The sequence below is a fragment of the Streptomyces sp. NPDC054932 genome, assembly GCF_053610205.1.
The window spans coordinates 24477-41081 of record NZ_JBSGXU010000054.1 but is presented as its reverse complement, the minus strand read 5'-3'; the positions used below and the strand labels follow the sequence as shown (position 1 = coordinate 41081).

16 protein-coding genes and 1 other RNA gene are annotated in these 16605 nt (G+C 71.9%); 13 read left to right on the top strand and 4 right to left on the bottom strand.

What is annotated here, in order from left to right; translation table 11 throughout:
- Window positions 1-118: 118 nt before the first annotated feature.
- Entirely contained in the window at window positions 119-310 is a 192-nt protein-coding gene (locus ACWGE1_RS17265; RefSeq protein ID WP_365198949.1) for a hypothetical protein, read from the bottom strand.
- Window positions 311-546: 236 nt separating this feature from the next.
- Between ACWGE1_RS17265 and ftsE the strand changes: the two genes are divergently transcribed.
- The 5 genes from ftsE to ssrA all read left to right on the top strand — a co-directional run bounded on the left by ftsE (window position 547) and on the right by ssrA (window position 4455).
- A complete protein-coding gene (gene ftsE / locus ACWGE1_RS17260; RefSeq protein WP_030011324.1) occupies window positions 547-1236 on the top strand; it encodes a cell division ATP-binding protein FtsE in 690 nt (229 codons plus the stop codon).
- A 17-nt stretch (window positions 1237-1253) separates the two neighbouring features.
- Window positions 1254-2222: a permease-like cell division protein FtsX gene (gene ftsX, locus ACWGE1_RS17255; protein WP_453421335.1), complete on the top strand. Its 969-nt coding sequence runs from the start codon at window positions 1254-1256 to the stop codon at window positions 2220-2222.
- A 67-nt stretch (window positions 2223-2289) separates the two neighbouring features.
- Window positions 2290-3480 (top strand): S41 family peptidase, encoded by a 1191-nt coding sequence (locus tag ACWGE1_RS17250; RefSeq protein ID WP_453421334.1) that lies wholly within the window; start codon window positions 2290-2292, stop codon window positions 3478-3480.
- Window positions 3481-3498: 18 nt separating this feature from the next.
- Window positions 3499-3984: an SsrA-binding protein SmpB gene (gene smpB, locus ACWGE1_RS17245; RefSeq protein WP_453421333.1), complete on the top strand. Its 486-nt coding sequence runs from the start codon at window positions 3499-3501 to the stop codon at window positions 3982-3984.
- An 82-nt stretch (window positions 3985-4066) separates the two neighbouring features.
- Window positions 4067-4455: a transfer-messenger RNA gene (ssrA, locus tag ACWGE1_RS17240) on the top strand.
- A gap of 55 nt (window positions 4456-4510) precedes the next feature.
- Here ssrA and ACWGE1_RS17235 read toward each other — a convergent pair.
- The 3 genes from ACWGE1_RS17235 to ACWGE1_RS17225 are packed head-to-tail and all read right to left on the bottom strand — an operon-like array spanning window position 4511 to window position 6342.
- Window positions 4511-4768 (bottom strand): Txe/YoeB family addiction module toxin, encoded by a 258-nt coding sequence (locus ACWGE1_RS17235; RefSeq protein WP_453421332.1) that lies wholly within the window; start codon window positions 4766-4768, stop codon window positions 4511-4513.
- Window positions 4765-5040 carry a type II toxin-antitoxin system Phd/YefM family antitoxin gene (locus ACWGE1_RS17230; protein WP_030010371.1) on the bottom strand — a complete coding sequence of 92 codons (276 nt, stop codon included), beginning with the start codon at window positions 5038-5040 and terminating at the stop codon, window positions 4765-4767. The genes ACWGE1_RS17235 and ACWGE1_RS17230 overlap by 4 nt, the downstream gene beginning before the upstream one ends.
- A 30-nt stretch (window positions 5041-5070) precedes the next feature.
- A complete protein-coding gene (locus ACWGE1_RS17225) occupies window positions 5071-6342 on the bottom strand; it encodes an MFS transporter (RefSeq protein WP_453421339.1) in 1272 nt (423 codons plus the stop codon).
- A gap of 94 nt (window positions 6343-6436) precedes the next feature.
- Between ACWGE1_RS17225 and ACWGE1_RS17220 the strand changes: the two genes are divergently transcribed.
- The 8 genes from ACWGE1_RS17220 (at window position 6437) to ACWGE1_RS17185 (ending at window position 16381) form a co-directional block, all read left to right on the top strand.
- A complete protein-coding gene (locus ACWGE1_RS17220) occupies window positions 6437-7402 on the top strand; it encodes a LysR family transcriptional regulator (protein WP_453421331.1) in 966 nt (321 codons plus the stop codon).
- Window positions 7403-7499: 97 nt separating this feature from the next.
- Window positions 7500-8870, top strand: coding sequence for a nitrate/nitrite transporter (locus ACWGE1_RS17215; RefSeq protein ID WP_453421330.1), 1371 nt, complete (start codon window positions 7500-7502; stop codon window positions 8868-8870).
- A 95-nt stretch (window positions 8871-8965) separates the two neighbouring features.
- Entirely contained in the window at window positions 8966-10141 is a 1176-nt protein-coding gene (locus ACWGE1_RS17210) for a uroporphyrinogen-III synthase (protein WP_453421329.1), read from the top strand.
- A 9-nt stretch (window positions 10142-10150) separates the two neighbouring features.
- Window positions 10151-10699, top strand: a complete 549-nt coding sequence (locus ACWGE1_RS17205) for a GNAT family N-acetyltransferase (RefSeq protein WP_453421328.1) — start codon at window positions 10151-10153, stop codon at window positions 10697-10699.
- Window positions 10700-10902: 203 nt separating this feature from the next.
- Complete coding sequence (locus tag ACWGE1_RS17200) at window positions 10903-11463, top strand: CGNR zinc finger domain-containing protein (protein WP_453421327.1); 561 nt, start codon at window positions 10903-10905, stop codon at window positions 11461-11463.
- A 103-nt stretch (window positions 11464-11566) separates the two neighbouring features.
- Window positions 11567-13873, top strand: a complete 2307-nt coding sequence (locus tag ACWGE1_RS17195) for a HelD family protein (protein WP_453421326.1) — start codon at window positions 11567-11569, stop codon at window positions 13871-13873.
- 481 nt (window positions 13874-14354) lie between these two features.
- Window positions 14355-15758: an NAD-dependent malic enzyme gene (locus tag ACWGE1_RS17190; protein WP_033224466.1), complete on the top strand. Its 1404-nt coding sequence runs from the start codon at window positions 14355-14357 to the stop codon at window positions 15756-15758.
- Between the two features lie 341 nt (window positions 15759-16099).
- Window positions 16100-16381, top strand: coding sequence for an HU family DNA-binding protein (locus ACWGE1_RS17185; RefSeq protein ID WP_007264399.1), 282 nt, complete (start codon window positions 16100-16102; stop codon window positions 16379-16381).
- Window positions 16382-16605 lie beyond the last annotated feature (224 nt).

Below are 16605 nucleotides of genomic sequence, written 5' to 3'. Positions count from 1 at the left end.
CCCCACCCGCCACCCTCCACACGCCCCCGCCCCCCGGGGCACCGCCCCCTACTCATGTGGGTGATCGGTACGCGGCACGAAGACCGCGGGCACCGCGGCAGGGCGCGGTCCGGGCGGTTCAGGCGGTCTGCTGGGCCACCAGGACCAGAGCTGCCACGAGGACCACCATGAGCACGATGAGGGTCACGGGGTTCAGGCCGGAGAAGGGGCCCTCCTGCTGGAGGCGCTCCCGGTTCGCCCGGCACACCGGGCAGCGGCCCTGGCTGACGGGTGCGGCGCAGTTCGCGCACACGAGCCGGTCATATGTCATGCGCTCCTCCTCTCGTCCCCTCGGGCTTCTCGTTGCGTATAACGGCGTGGGGAACCAGACCGTTCCCCCTACCACTGTGCCAGCTTCGCCGACATTCGGCGCGGCCCGTCCGGGCAATCACGTTCCGGACCCCCCGGAGCCCGGGATAAATCGGACAACTCCGGAGGCCGGGTCCACACCTCGCGCCCGTTCGCGTATGGTCACGCACACCTACTCCCGGCGACCGTGGTGCACCCGTGATCCGATTCGACAGCGTCTCCAAGTCCTACCCGAAGCAGAGCCGTCCCGCACTCAGAGAAGTCTCCCTCGACATCGCGAAGGGGGAGTTCGTCTTCCTCGTCGGCTCCTCCGGCTCCGGCAAGTCCACCTTCCTGCGCCTCATTCTGCGCGAGGAACGGGCGAGCCACGGCCAGGTGCACGTTCTGGGCAAGGACCTCGCCAAGCTCTCCAACTGGAAGGTCCCGCAGATGCGGCGCCAGCTGGGGACCGTGTTCCAGGACTTCCGCCTGCTGCCCAACAAGACGGTGGCCGAGAACGTGGCCTTCGCCCAGGAGGTCATCGGCAAGCCCCGGGGCGAGATCCGCAAGGCCGTCCCGCAGGTCCTCGAACTCGTGGGCCTGGGCGGCAAGGAGGAGCGGATGCCCGGCGAGCTCTCCGGCGGTGAGCAGCAGCGCGTGGCCATCGCCCGTGCCTTCGTCAACCGGCCCGCCCTGCTCATCGCGGACGAGCCCACCGGCAACCTCGACCCGCAGACCTCGGTCGGGATCATGAAGCTGCTGGACCGGATCAACCGGACCGGAACCACGGTGATCATGGCCACCCACGACCAGCAGATCGTCGACCAGATGCGCAAGCGCGTCATCGAACTCGAACAGGGCCGACTCGTGCGCGACCAGTCGCGCGGCGTCTACGGCTACCAGCACTGAAAGGTCCCTGAGACGCAATGCGCGCCCAGTTCGTCATGTCGGAGATCGGCGTCGGTCTCCGTCGCAATCTCACCATGACCTTCGCGGTCATCATCTCCGTGGCCCTCTCGCTGGCCCTGTTCGGCGGCTCCATGCTCATGAGCGAGCAGGTGGGCCGGATGAAGGGCTTCTGGTACGACAAGGCCAACGTCTCGATCTACCTCTGCAACAAGCAGGACGCCCAGGAGGCCGGCGAGGCCGCCGCGAAGCCGGACGGTTCGGGGGGCGGCGCCGGGGGCGTCGCCACCTGCCGCAAGGGCGCCGTGACCGAAGAGCAGAAGAAGCAGATCGAGTCCGAGCTCAAGCAGATGTCCCTGGTGAAGTCCGTCGCCTACGAGTCGGCGGACGAGGCGTACAAGCACTACCAGGAGCAGTACGGCCACACCGCCCTGGCCTCCTCCATCACCCCCGACCAGATGCAGGAGTCCTTCCGGGTCAAGCTCAAGAACCCGGAGAAGTACAAGGTGGTCACCTCCGCCTTCGCCGGCCGTGACGGCATCCACACCGTCGACGACCAGCGCCAGGCGATCGACGACCTCTTCCGGATCCTCAACTACCTCAACTACGCGGCCCTCGGCATCATGCTGATCATGCTGATCGTGGCGCTGCTGCTGATCGTCAACACCGTGCGTGTCTCGGCGTTCAGCCGCAGGCGGGAGACGGGGATCATGCGGCTGGTGGGTGCGTCCAGCTTCTACATCCAGGTCCCCTTCATCATGGAGGCGGCCGTCGCGGGCCTCATCGGCGCGGTCTTCGCCTGCGCCATGCTCGTCTCCGGGCAGTACTTCGTGATCGACCACGGCGTCGGCCTGCGGGACAAGATCCAGCTCATCGACTTCATGGGCTGGGGATCGGTGCTGGCCAAGCTCCCGTACGTGCTCTTCATCGGCCTCCTGATGCCCTCTGTGGCCGCTTTCATCGCCCTGCGCAAGTACCTGAAGGTGTGACAAGCGCCCCGTGAGCGGTCCGGGCAACCACCCGTACCGGCGCGGGCCTTGTCCTAGACTCGGCGCCATGCTGGGCTTGCCGAGTATTCCCGCCTTCTGTCTCCGGCCCCGCGGCCTGCGCCGCGGGGCCGTTTTGACGATGGCCTTCCTCGCCGCCGTCGGCACCGGCGCGTACACCGGCTGCTGGGACCGCGAGGAGGGCGCCGCGGTTGTCGCGGCCCCGACCGGAGCCGCCGCGCCCGAGGCCCCGCGCGAGGCGGGCACCGCCGACCGCGAGGCGGTCGCCCGCGCCGCGGCCGAGGCCGTCGCCGAGGGGAAATCGGGGAAGAAGGCCGCCCAGGAAGTGGTCAGCCGCAGCGGCGACCGCTGGGGCACCGTCTACGACCAGGGTGAGTACGCCGCCTTCGCCGAGGGCCTCGACGGCCACTGGACCGGCGTCGGGGTGTGGGCCGAGCGGGCCCGCGACGGCATGATCAAGGTCGACAAGGTGCAGCCAGGCAGCCCCGCCGCCCGGGTCGGACTGCGCGCCGGGGACCGGCTGCTGAGCGTCGACGGGCACGCCGTGACCGGGCTGGCCGTGGCCGAAGTGGTCGCCCTGCTGCGCGGCGAGGCCGGCACCCCCGTCGTGCTGAACCTGAGCCGGGACGGCGCCGACCTCACCGAGACCGTGCGGCGCGAGCAGCTGCGCACCGAGCCGGTGACCGTGCGGCAGCGCCCGGACGGGGTCACGGTCATCAAGGTCGCCTCCTTCACCCGCGGTTCCGGCGAGCGCGTCAAGGCCGCCGTCCGCGCGGCCCCGCCCGGCGAGGGGGTCGTGCTCGACCTGCGCGGCAACCCGGGCGGGCTGGTCACCGAGGCGGTCACCGCCGCCTCCGCCTTCCTGGACGGCGGACTGGTCGCCACGTACGACGTACGGGGGGACCAGCGGGTCCTGTACGCGGCACCGGGCGGGGACACCGCCCGGCCGCTGGTGGCCCTCGTCGACGGCGGCACGATGAGCGCGGCCGAGCTGGTCACGGGCGCCCTGCAGGACCGGGGCCGGGCGGTGGCGGTGGGCAGCCGGACCTTCGGCAAGGGTTCCGTGCAGATGCCGACCGAGCTCCCGGACGGCTCGGTGGCCGAGCTGACGGTGGGCACGTACCGCACACCGGCCGGCCGGAGCCTGGACGGCAGCGGGATCACCCCGGACGTGGCGGCGGGCGAGGCGGTCGAGGAGCGGGCCGTCACGGTATTGGGTGGCCTCGGGGTGGGTCCGTAGTGCGAAAATGACCGCACTATGGCTAAGGAAAAAGGGCGCAAGCTGATCGCCCAGAACAAGAAGGCGCGTCACGACTACGCGATCCTCGACACCTACGAGTGCGGTCTCGTGCTCACGGGAACCGAGGTCAAGTCCATGCGCCAGGGCCGGGCCTCGCTGGTGGACGGCTTCGTGTCGGTGGAGGGCGGGGAAGCCTGGCTCTACAACGTGCACGTGCCGGAGTACAGCCAGGGCACCTGGACCAACCACAGCGCCCGGCGCAAGCGGAAGCTCCTCATGCACCGCGAGGAGATCAACAAGCTGGAGCGCAAGGCGGACGAGTCGGGTCACACGATCGTGCCCCTCTCGCTGTACTTCAAGGACGGCCGCGCGAAGATCGAGATCGCGCTGGCGAAGGGCAAGAAAGAGTACGACAAGCGGCAGACGATGCGGGAGAAGCAGGACACCCGCGAGACGAACCGGGCGATCTCGGCCATCCGTCGCAAGCAGCGCGGCACGGTTTAATCATCTGGCACGCGGTGGTCCACTTCGCGTACCATGGCGTCAGCACCGCCCCCCGGGGTGGAGCACATTGTTAAAAAAACATGGGGATGATCGGTTTCGACAGCGGATGTCGATGCAGGGGAAGCGAGCCGAGGAAGCGGCAATGATCTCGCTAACCATATGTCGCAAACAATAATCGCCAACTCCAAGAGCGATAACTCCCGCTTCACCCTCGCTGCCTAATAACAGTGAGCTGAAGCCTCTGTGAGGAGCGTCAGCCCGGAAGTGGTCCCGGTCCGGATCCTGGCGTCAACTAGGGATCTAAACCTCTAGCCCCGGTCACGGGGGTTGGAGGGAAACCAAACAGTGACTGAGCCCGTCGGAGACTTGTCCGTGTGATCTCCGGGGCTGAGAAAAGCGCAGCGGACTGCGCTCGGAGAAGCCCTGCTTCTGCACCGTTGGACGCGGGTTCGATTCCCGCCATCTCCACTCATCCCATGTGGGCAAAGGCCCCGCAGCCTCTCGGCTGCGGGGCCTTTGTCGTGTGTCAGTAGTGGTAGCGGGCCTTGAGGACCTTCACTTCCTTGTCGTCGGCCCGGTAGACGAGACGGTGCTCGTCGTCGATGCGGCGCGACCAGTAGCCCGTCAACTCGCCCTTCAGTGGCTCGGGCTTGCCGATGCCGGTGAACGGGTCCCGCTGGATCTCGCCGATCAGGCGAGTGATCCGGCGGGCCATCTTCAGGTCGGAGGAGAGCCAGAACAGGAAGTCCTCCCAGGCGGCGGGGTCGAAGTGAACGCTCCTCACTCCTCGCCCCCGGCCAACTCCCTCAGCTCGTCCAGCGTCCTGACGACGGTGGAGGCGCCCTCGCGATCGCGTGCGACGGCCTCCATCAGCCGCTGCGCGTTGGCGGGGGAGCGCAGGAGGTAGACGGTCTCCTGCCAGGAGTCGTAGTCGTCGGCCGACATGAGGACCGCGTCACCGCTCTTGGAGGTGATGCGCACCGGGGCGTGGTCGGTGTTGACGCGCTCGATCAGCGGGAACAGGGTCGCCCTGGCTTCGCTGGCGCTTATGGACATGGTGCGCTCCTCTCTCCGGATAGTACGAGTTTATGGTACCTCTCTGGTACCGGAAACCGGTACGACTTTCGTGGCGGCCAGCGCGACGAGGGCCGCCGCGGCCGGGAGGGCGTAGGCCGTCGACGGGCCCAGGCGGTCGACCAGGGTGCCGGCCGCGGCCGCGCCCAGGGCGATGCCCGCGAAGATGGCGGTGACCGCGAGGGTCATGCCCTCGTTGAGGCGGCCCTCCGGGGTGAGGGCGTGGACGCGGGACATCGCCGTCACCATCGTCGGCGCCGTGGCCATGCCCGCCAGGAGCAGGGCCCCGGCCAGCGGGAGGAGCGAGCCCGTGGCCGCCGCCGCCCAGGGCAGGGTCATCGCCAGGGCCATGGCCACCAGGCAGGTGCGCAGGCCGCGCGGGCGCAGCGTGCCGTAGAGCAGGCCGGCCGCGCAGGAGCCCGCCGCCTGGAGGGCCAGGACCGGGCCGGAGGCGGCGCCCAGCCCCAGGGCGTCGAGGTGGGCGATCGAGGCGATCTCCAGCGAGCCGAAGACCACGCCCGTGGCGAGGAACAGCGGCAGCAGCGGGGCCAGGGAGCGCAGCGGCGAGCCGCGGCGGGGACCCGCCGTCACCGGGGGCTGGGTGGAGCGGCAGGAGGTGAAGACCAGCATGCCGGCCAGCAGGAGCACGGCCGCGGTGAGGGTGCCGGCCTCCGGGAGGACGGCCGAGCACAGGAAGGCCGCCAGGACCGGGCCGAGCATGAAGCAGAGCTCGTCGGCGGCCTGCTCGAAGGACATCGCGGTGTGGTGCGCGCCGGGGGAGCCCTGCAGGAGGTGCGTCCAGCGGGCGCGGGACATGCCGCCGATGTTGGGGGTGGTGGCGGTCGCGGCGTACGAGGCGAAGAGGGTCCAGGCGGGGGCCCCGGTACGGACGCACACGATCAGGGACAGCGAGCCGAGGACCGCGATCAGGGTGGCCGGGACGGCGATCCGGGCCTGGCCGTGACGGTCGATCAGCCGGGCCGTCCAGGGCGCGACCAGCGCGGTGGCGGCCAGGCCCGTCGCCGTGACCGCGCCGGCGAGGGCGTACGAGCCGCGCTGCCCGGCGATCATCATGACCGCGCTGACCCCGAACATGCCCATGGGGAGGCGGGCGATCAGGTTCCCGGCGGTGAAGCCGCGGGTGCCGGGCAGGGCGAACAGGCGGCGGTAGGGGTCCAGCCGGCCCGGGGAAGTGCGGGGCGCCCGGCCGGCGGCACCGTCGTGGGTGCGGGCGGCGGGGGCGGGCGGGGCGGCGAGGACGAGGGTGTTGCCGGTGACGGCCATGAGGGGCATGACCACCACCCTCGGCCGGGACCGGGCGAACCGTCCAACACCTGTCCGGAGCCCATTCACATCGATCTGTTGTTAGTCTCCGGGGATGATGCCCCGCGATGTGGATCCCCGGCTGCTGCGCGGCTTCGTCGCCGTGGCCGAGGAGCTGCACTTCACCCGCGCCGCCGCCCGGCTCTACGTCGCCCAGCAGGCGCTGAGCCGGGACGTGCGGCGGCTCGAAGAGACCCTCGGTACCACGCTGTTCGTCCGGACGACCCGCGCCGTCGAGCCGACCCCCGACGGGGAGCGGCTGCTGCCGCTGGCCCAGCGGGTGCTGGCCGCGCACGAGGCGCTCGCCGCGGCCTTCGCCGCCCCCCGGCCCCTGCTCGTCGACCTGAACACCGACGGGCCGAGCACCGCGCGCACGGTGCTGGAGCGGGCCCGGGAGCTGGCCCCGGACTGTGAGCTGATGGCCCGCTGGGAGAGCGGGCTGACCCACGCAGCCGCCGAGGTCGCCGCCGGGCGCCTCGACGTCTCCTTCGGGTACGCCGACGGACTGGACCCGGTGTTGCGGTCGCGCATAGAGCACCGGCCCGTGCGCTACGAGCCGCTCGCCGTGCTGCTGCCCGAGGGGCACCCGCTGGCCGGACGGGCGGCCGTACCGCTGGACGCGCTCGCCGGGGAGACCGTTTACGCGGGCGCCGGGAACCCGCGGACGCTGGAGTGGACGGGGCTCGCGCGCGAACTGTTCGCCGGGCGGGGCATCCTGATGGCGCCGCCCGCGCCGGTGGCCATCGGCAAGGACGAGTTCGGCCGGGTCATGGCCAAGACCCGCAATCCGGTGCTCGTGACCGTCGACTTCGTCGACATGCCCGGCAGCGTGAAACGGCCGCTGGTCGACCCCGTACCGCTGTCCCCGCTGTCCATGGTGTGGCGGAAGGGATTCGGCCACCCCGGTCTGGAAGCCCTGCAGCGGGCCGCGGCCGGCCTCAGCGCCGAACGCGGCTGGCTGGAAGTGCCCCCGGCGAGCTGGCGTCCGGCCGCGCTCACAGGTGCCCGCCGCGGCGGGTGAGAGCAAGGTTTCCCGGCGGTCATCCGGCGGGGACCTGGGCCGAAACGCGCCGTTCCTACGGTCGTTCCCACGGACGCGACAGCTGTGGAGGCGTGTGATGACCGGTACGACCGCACCGCGCAAGGGGGGCCGCTGGATCGAGCAGTGGGATCCCGAGGACGAGACCTTCTGGAAGGAGACCGGGGAGCGGACCGCCCGCCGCAACCTGGTCTACTCCGTGTTCTCCGAGCACATCGGGTTCTCCATCTGGTCGCTCTGGTCCGTGATGGTCCTGTTCATGGGACCGGCCTACGGGATCGACCCGGCCGGGAAGTTCTTCCTGATCGCGACCGCGACCTTCGTGGGCGCGGTCGTGCGGGTGCCGTACACCTTCGCCGTGGCCCGCTTCGGCGGCCGGAACTGGACCGTCGTCAGCGCGCTGCTGCTGCTCGCGCCGACGGTCGCCGCGATGGTGGTGATGGAGCCCGGGACCTCCTACGGGACCTTCCTGCTCGTCGCCGCCCTCACCGGCGTGGGCGGCGGCAACTTCGCCTCCTCCATGACCAACATCAACGCCTTCTTCCCCCTCCGCAAGAAGGGCTGGGCACTGGGCCTGAACGCCGGCGGCGGCAACATCGGCGTGCCCGTCGTCCAGCTGGCCGGCCTGCTGGTCATCGCGACCGCCGGCGCCTCCCACCCCCGCTACCTGCTGGGCGCCTACATCCCGCTGATCGTGATCGCGGCGGTGCTGGCGGCCGTACGGATGGACAACCTGGCGCCCGTCCGCAACGACACCGGCGCGGTCCGCGAGGCGCTGAAGGACGCGCACACCTGGATCATGGCGTTCCTCTACATCGGGACCTTCGGGTCCTTCATCGGCTACAGCTTCGCCTTCGGCCTGGTGCTGCAGACCCAGTTCGGCCGCACCCCGCTCCAGGCCGCCTCGCTGACCTTCATGGGACCGCTGCTCGGATCGCTGATCCGGCCGGTGGGCGGGGCGCTGGCGGACCGGTTCGGCGGGGCGCGCATCACCCTGGGGACGTTCGTGGCGATGGCGGCGGCGACCGGCGTGGTGGTGTTCGCCTCGCAGCGGTCCTCGCTGCCGGTCTTCCTCGTCGGATTCGTGGCGCTGTTCGTCCTGAGCGGGCTCGGCAACGGATCGACGTACAAGATGATCCCGGGCATCTTCCAGGCGAAGGCGCTGGCGCGCGGCATGAGCGGCGAGAGCGCGGCCGCGTACGGGCGACGGCTCTCCGGTGCCTCGATGGGACTGATCGGGGCGGTCGGCGCGCTCGGCGGACTGGGCATCAACCTGGTCTTCCGCGAGGCCTTCCGCACCTCCGGGTCCGGAACGGCTGCTTTCGTCACCTTCCTCGGCTTCTACGCCCTGTGCTGCGCGGTGACCTGGGCGGTATACCTTCGCCGCCCGGCGGCCACCGTGATCCACACGGTCGGGGTCGAGACGAAACCCCAGCTCACGTCGGTGTAACCGGGGCGAAATACGGGTGAACCGAGTCCGACACGACGTGTTGACAGGCTCGGTCCACCCGTACCGCCCCCACATGCGTCACTAGGCAGGTCACGATGGACGACACGAACACCGGCCCGCTCGCGGGCTTCACCGTCGGGGTCACGGCCGCCCGGCGCGCCGACGAGCTCATCGCGCTGCTGCGCCGGCGCGGTGCGGCGGTGTTGCACGCGCCGGCGCTGCGGATCGTGCCGCTCGCCGACGACAGCGAGCTGCTGGCCGCCACGAAGGAACTGATCGCCTGCGCACCGGACGTGGTCGTGGCCACCACCGCCATCGGCTTCCGGGGATGGATCGAGGCGGCCGACGGGTGGGGCGTCGGAGAGGACCTGCTGGAGCGGCTGCGGGCCGCCGAACTGCTGGCGCGCGGGCCCAAGGTGAAGGGCGCCATCCGGGCCGCCGGGCTCGTGGAGACCTGGTCCCCGGACTCGGAATCGCTCGCCGAGGTACTGGAGCGGCTGCTGTCGGCGGGAGTCGCCGGACGGCGGATCGCGCTCCAGCTGCACGGGGAGCCGCTGCCCGGCTTCGTCGAGGCGCTGCGGGCCGGCGGGGCCGAGGTGGTGGTGGTCCCCGTGTACCGGTGGATGGCCCCCGAGGACCTCGCCCCGCTGGACCGGCTGCTGGACGCGATGATCGGCGGCGGGGTCGACGCCGTCAGCTTCACCTCGGCGCCCGCGGCGGCCTCGCTGCTGTCCCGCGCCGAGGAGCGGGGGCTCAAGGACGCCGTGCTGGACGCGCTGCGCGGCAGGCTGCTGTCCGCGTGCGTCGGGCCGGTGACCGCCCTGCCGCTGCAGGCGCACGGGGTGGAGACGGTGCAGCCGGAGCGGTTCCGGCTGGGCCCGCTGGTGCAGCTGCTCTGCCAGGAGCTGCCGGGCCGGGCCCGGGTGCTGCCGGTGGCCGGACACCGGGTGGAGATCCGGGGGCACGCGGTCCTGGTGGACGCGCAGCTGCGGCCCGTACCGCCCGCCGGGATGGCCCTGCTGCGGGCGCTGGCCCGGCGGCCGGGCTGGGTGGTGGCCCGCGCCGACCTGCTGCGGGCGCTGCCGGGCGCCGGGCGCGACGAGCACGCCGTGGAGACGGCGATGGCCCGCCTCCGGGTGGCGCTCGGGGCCCCGAACCTGATCCAGACGGTGGTCAAGCGGGGGTACCGGCTGTCGCTGGACGCGGGCGGCGAGGCCAAGTACGGGGAGCTCCCCGCGGACGCGGTGACGGCCAGGGGCGTCCTCGGCTAGCGTGCCGGGATGATCATTGACGGGGTTGAGATGAGGGGCGTCGCGCTCGGCGACGCCGCGGGCCTGGCCGAGGCGTTCGCACGCAACCGGGCCTTCATGGCGCACGTCGAGCCGGTCCGCCCGGACGCCTTCTACACGGAGGCCGGCCAGCGGGAGCGGCTCGAGGGCGTGCTCGCCGAACGGGACGCGGGGCGGATCGTCCCGTACGTGTTCGTCGAGACGGCCACGGGTGTGCCCGTCGGCGCGATCAACCTCGGCTCGATCGCCTACGGGCCGCTGTGCAGCGGCGGTGTCGGGTACTGGGTCGATCCCGCCTGGCACGGCAAGGGGCTGGCGACCGCGGCCGTGGAGGAGGTCTGCCGGGTCGCCCGCGACGAGCTGGGCCTGCACCGGGTGGAAGCGGGCACCCTGGTCGACAACCTCGCCTCCCAGCGGGTGCTGGCGAAGGCGGGCTTCGAGCCGTACGGACTCGCGCCGCGCTACCTCCACATCAACGGCGCCTGGCGCGACCACCGCCTCTTCCAGCGCCTCCTGCACGACGACCCGCCGGTCGTCTAGCGCCTCCGGCTGATCACGGCCCGGGCCTTCGGCGGGCGCCGGCACATCCCCCGCGCCTCAAACGCCGGCGAGGCTGGAACGGGCCCGCGCAGCGCGGGTGACGCTCCGCGCGGGCGGGAGGACGACCCACCGGTTCGGGGGCTTCCGCTGGGACCCGCCGGGCGGCAGTCTGGTACGGCACCCCACGACGGGAGGCTGACGGCATGCGGTTCGATTCCGGGCGGATCTGCCTGGACCTGGTGGCCACCTTCACCCCCCACGAGGGGATCCGGGACGGTGACGAGCTGCGGCTGTGGCTCGCCGGCGCCGGCCTCGTACCCGACCGGACGCCGCTCGTCCGGGTGGGACCCGACTGGGCCGAGGCCTTCCGGTCCCTGCGCGCCGACGTGGAAACGCTCGTACGGGCGGAGCTGCTCGGCACCGAACCCGACGAGGACGCCCTCGCCCGGGTCAACGCCCTGGCCGCCGGACCACCCCCTGGCCTGTGCGCCGTACGGGACCAGGAAGGCCACCTCGTACGGGAGTTGTGCGGCGGCGTGGAGTGCGGCGCGCTGCTCGCGGCCGTCGCCCGGGACACCGTCGAGCTGCTGACCGACCCCGGCGACCGGGCGCTGCTGCGGGCCTGCGCGGGCGACGGCTGCACCCGCGTCTACCTGGACACCTCCCGGGGCCACCGGCGCCGCTGGTGCTCCAGCGAGCGCTGCGGCAACCGGGAGCGCGTCGCCCGGCACCGCCGCCGGGCCCTGGCGGCCGGGCCCAGGTGAGGGCCGTACCACCCACCGAGACCGGTTCCGGAACGGGCGTGCGGACAGGGGGCCGATTCGCGTACGGTTGACGGTCGCCCATGCACGTCAGAAGGGGGCCTTGGTGGCCGCGCAGAATGCCGCTGTCGACAGCACGGCGGATTCCGTCCGCGATCGGGAGATCGCGGTCGAGCAGACGCATCTCGACCGGGTGTACCGACGCCTTGAGGAGAAGATCCACGAGGCCGAGTTCCTCATGAACGACGCCGCCAAGCGCGGCCAGGTGGGTACGCCCGGCGCGCTCGCCGAACGCGACGCGCAGGTCTTCCGGGCGGGCATCCACCTGAACCGGCTGAACAACGAGTTCGAGGACTTCCTCTTCGGCCGCATCGACCTGGTGCTCGGCAAGGACGGGGAGCGCGGCGCGGACGGCGCGTACACCTCCGTCGAGCCCGCCGACGACGCGATCCGCGCGGACCTCAAGGCCGACATCGCCGAGACGCTCCACATCGGCCGCATCGGAGTCCTGGACTCCGACTACGCGCCGCTCGTCATCGACTGGCGGGCGCCGGCCGCCGCGCCGTTCTACCGCTCCACGCCCAAGGAGCCCGGCCGGGTGGTGCGCCGCCGCGTCATCCGCTCCAAGGGCCGCAAGGTGCTGGGCGTCGAGGACGACCTGATGCGCCCCGAGGTCACCGCCTTCCTGGACGGTCAGGAGCTCCCCGCCATCGGCGACGGCGCCCTGATGGCCGCCCTCGGGCGGGCCCGTACGCACTCCATGCGCGACATCGTCTCCTCCATCCAGGCCGAGCAGGACCTGGTCATCCGGGCCCCCGCCGCCTCCGTCGCCGAGGTCGCGGGCGGCCCCGGTACCGGCAAGACCGCCGTCGCCCTGCACCGCGCCGCCTACCTGCTCTACCAGGACCGGCGCCGCTACTCCGGCGGCATCCTGATCGTCTCGCCGACCCCGCTGCTCGTCGCGTACACCGAGGGCGTGCTGCCCTCGCTCGGCGAGGAGGGCCAGGTGGCCATCCGGGCGCTGGGCTCGCTCGTCGACGGCGCGGAGGCCACCACCTACGACTCCCCGGCCGTGGCCCGCATCAAGGGCTCCTCCCGGATGCTCAAGGTGCTCCGCAAGGCCGTACGGGGCGCACTGGAGCTCGGCGGCGCCCCCGACCGGCTGCGCGTGGTGGCCTTCGGCCGCCGCCAGGAGCTGGAGGCCGACGAGCTGAACCGGATCCGGCAGAACGTGCTCGGCGGCACCGCCCCGGTCAACCTGCTGCGCCCGCGCGCCCGCAAGCTGCTGCTCGACGCCCTCTACGCGAAGTCCGGCGGCGCAGGCCGGCACAGCGACCCGGAGCTGGCGGCCGAGCTGCGCTCCGCCTTCGACGAGGACATCTCCACCGAGGACGCCTTCATCGGCTTCCTGGGCGCCTGGTGGCCGGAGCTGACCCCGCGCACGGTGCTCGCCGCGCTCGCCGACGAGCGCCACCTCGGGCGCTGGTCGCGCCGGGACCTGAACCCGCGCGAGGCCCGTCAGCTGGCCCGCTCGCTGCGCCGGGTGGGCCCGGACGGCAAGGGCCCCCTGTCGGTGCACGACGTGGCGCTGCTGGACGAGCTGCAGCAGCTGCTCGGCGCCCCGGCGCGGCCCAGGCGCAAGCGGGAGATGGACCCGCTCGACCAGCTCAGCGGGCTGGAGGAGCTGATGCCGACCCGCGAGGAGACCCAGTGGGAGCGGGCCGAGCGGCTCGCGGCGGAGCGCACCGAGTACGCGCACGTGATCGTGGACGAGGCCCAGGACCTGACGCCGATGCAGTGGCGGATGGTGGGCCGCCGGGGCCGGCACGGCACCTGGACGGTGGTCGGCGACCCGGCGCAGTCCTCCTGGACGGACCCGCAGGAGGCGGCCGCGGCCCGTGACGAGGCCCTGGGCAGCCGCCCGCGCCGCCGGTTCACCCTCACGGTGAACTACCGCAACCCGGCCGAGGTCGCCGAGGTCGCCTCCCGGGTGCTGCGCCTGGCGATGCCCGGGATGGAGCCGCCGACCGCGGTGCGCTCCACGGGCCTGGAGCCCCGCTTCACGGCCGCCGAGGGCGATCTGGGCACGGCGGTGCGGGAGGAGACCCGGCGGCTGCTGGAGCAGGTGGACGGCACCGTCGGCGTGGTCGTGGCGATGGACCGGCGCGCGGAGGCCGCGGGCTGGCTGGCGGACCTGGGCGGGCGGGCGGTGGCGCTGGGCAGCCTGGAGGCCAAGGGCCTGGAGTACGACGCCACGGTGGTCGTCTCCCCGGCGGAGATCGCGGACGAGTCCGCGGCGGGCCTGCGGGTGCTGTACGTGGCGCTGACGCGCGCGACCCAGCAGCTGACGGTGGTCTCGGCCGACCGGGACAAGCCGGACGCCGACGGGGTGCCCGAGCTGCTGCTGCCGTAGCGGGGACGGCCCGGGGCGGCGGTGCACAGCCGGGCCCCCGCCCGGCCCGGGGCTCCGTACGGCCGGATGGTCCGCGGCCAGGCGCGTGGTGCTCGGAACCGAGTGCGAGCAGGGGGATCACATTCGGCGATCCTTTGTTAGCCTGGGTACGGCACCGACTCGATCCAAGCCCCCGGGCCCAACCTTCGTCGCTCAGAGCGACCACTTGCCGCGAGGCGAGCATGGCGGGTCGGTGTCACAGACGTAGGAATCACCAGGTCCGCCCCCTCCACCCGTGGAGGGGGCGGACCTGTTTTGTGTGGACCCACCATTCCGAACCCCCCTGGTATCTCGTATGGTGGAAGAGTCTTTCCGAATTTTGTAGCTGGTTACCTTGTACTGGCTGGTAGGTGGGACGATCGGACAACAGGTCCTGCCGCACCTGCTGTGCAGCGGGGCTCTGTGTGTTACAGCGAACCAGGGACAGAAGAGGAACACGGCCATGGCAACGGCGCCCAGCGTCTCGTATTCGATGACGGTCCGTCTGGAAGTGCCCGCGAGCGGAACCGCGGTCTCCCAGCTCACCACCGCCGTGGAGTCCTCCGGCGGATCGGTCACCGGCCTCGACGTGACCGCATCCGGCCACGAAAAGCTCCGGATCGACGTCACCATCGCCGCGACCTCCACCGCGCACGCGGACGAGATCGTCGAGAAGCTGCGCGGCATCGAGGGCGTCAGCCTCGGCAAGGTCTCCGACCGCACCTTCCTGATGCACCTCGGTGGCAAGATCGAGATGGCGTCCAAGCACCCCATCCGCAACCGTGACGACCTCTCCATGATCTACACCCCGGGCGTGGCCCGCGTGTGCATGGCGATCGCCGAGAACCCCGAGGACGCGCGCCGCCTCACCATCAAGCGCAACACCGTCGCAGTCGTGACGGACGGCTCCGCCGTGCTGGGCCTCGGCAACATCGGCCCGATGGCCGCCATGCCGGTCATGGAGGGCAAGGCGGCCCTGTTCAAGCGCTTCGCCGACATCGACGCCTGGCCGATCTGCCTCGACACCCAGGACCCCGACGAGATCGTGGCCGCCGTCAAGGCCATCGCCCCCGGCTTCGCGGGCATCAACCTGGAGGACATCTCCGCGCCGCGCTGCTTCGAGATCGAGGCCCGGCTGCGCGAGGCCCTCGACATCCCCGTCTTCCACGACGACCAGCACGGCACCGCGATCGTCGTGCTCGCGGCGCTCACCAACGCACTGCGCGTGGTGGGCAAGGCAGTTGGCGACGTCAAGGTCGTCATGTCGGGTGCCGGCGCGGCCGGTACGGCCATCCTCAAGCTGCTCCTCGCGGCGGGCGTCAAGAACGCGGTGAGCGCCGACATCCACGGTGTCGTGCACGCGGGCCGCCCCGACCTCGTCGACGCGGCCGCGGACTCCCCGCTGCGCTGGATCGCCGACAACACCAACCCCGAGGGCTACACGGGCACGCTGAAGGAGGCCGTGGTCGGCGCCGACGTGTTCATCGGCGTCTCGGCCCCCAACGTGCTGTCCGGCGAGGACGTCGCGGCCATGGCGGAAGGTGCGATCGTGTTCGCGCTCGCGAACCCGGATCCCGAGGTGGACCCGGCCGTCGCCCGGCAGACCGCCGCCGTCGTCGCCACCGGCCGCTCCGACTTCCCGAACCAGATCAACAACGTGCTGGTCTTCCCGGGCGTCTTCCGCGGTCTGCTGGACGCTCAGTCCCGCACCGTGAACACGGAGATGATGCTGGCCGCCGCGAGCGCGCTGGCGGACGTCGTCGGCGAGGACGAGCTGAACGCGAACTACATCATCCCGTCGGTGTTCAACGACAAGGTCGCGGGTGCGGTCGCGGGCGCCGTCCGCAAGGCGGCCTCGGGGGCCTGAGCCCCGCTGTGACGGCCCTCACGGCGCCCCGTTCCCGGCGCGTCGCGAGATGCGGGCCCGTCGGGCCGCCTCTAGGGTTTGCGGGGATGCCCGCGGGGTCCGCGGTCCGCGGCGGCGTGTGAGCGAAGGCGTGGACGGAGCGTCACCGCGGCGTGACTGTGGCGCTTTTCGTGTGACCCCGACGGGTGCCGGATTGGCTTTCCCGCCGCTGGTGGGGGCAGGATGCGTAACCGGGCGAGAGGGTCTGACGTTCAGACCCGGGTCCGGGGACTGTCCTAGGGCCCTGGCAGCATCGGCTTCGATCTCACGCCTCTAAGGCAAGTTGAACACGGGAGTACAACATGAACCGCAGTGAGCTGGTGGCCGCTCTGTCCGAGCGCGCCGAGGTGACCCGCAAGGACGCCGACGCCGTTCTGGCCGCGCTCGCCGAGACCGTCGGCGAGATTGTCGCCAAGGGCGACGAGAAGGTCACCATCCCCGGCTTCCTGACCTTCGAGCGCACCCACCGTGCCGCTCGCACCGCGCGCAACCCGCAGACCGGCGACCCCATCCAGATCCCGGCCGGCTACAGCGTGAAGGTCTCCGCGGGCTCCAAGCTCAAGGAAGCCGCCAAGGGCAAGTAGTCCTGCCCCGGCGCCGGAGGCCGCACAGGCCTTTGGAACGGCAGTAGTACGCAGAACGACGATGGGCGGTCACCCCCGGGCGGGGTGGCCGCCCTTCGGTCTGTCCGGGGCCGGACACGGGCGGACGCGGACCGGTGGACCCGCTGGGCGGGGGCGGGGCCCGGGCGGGCCCGGCAGGCCCTGTGAGGGCCCGTCAGGGGCCTGACGGAGGCAGGTATGCCGCC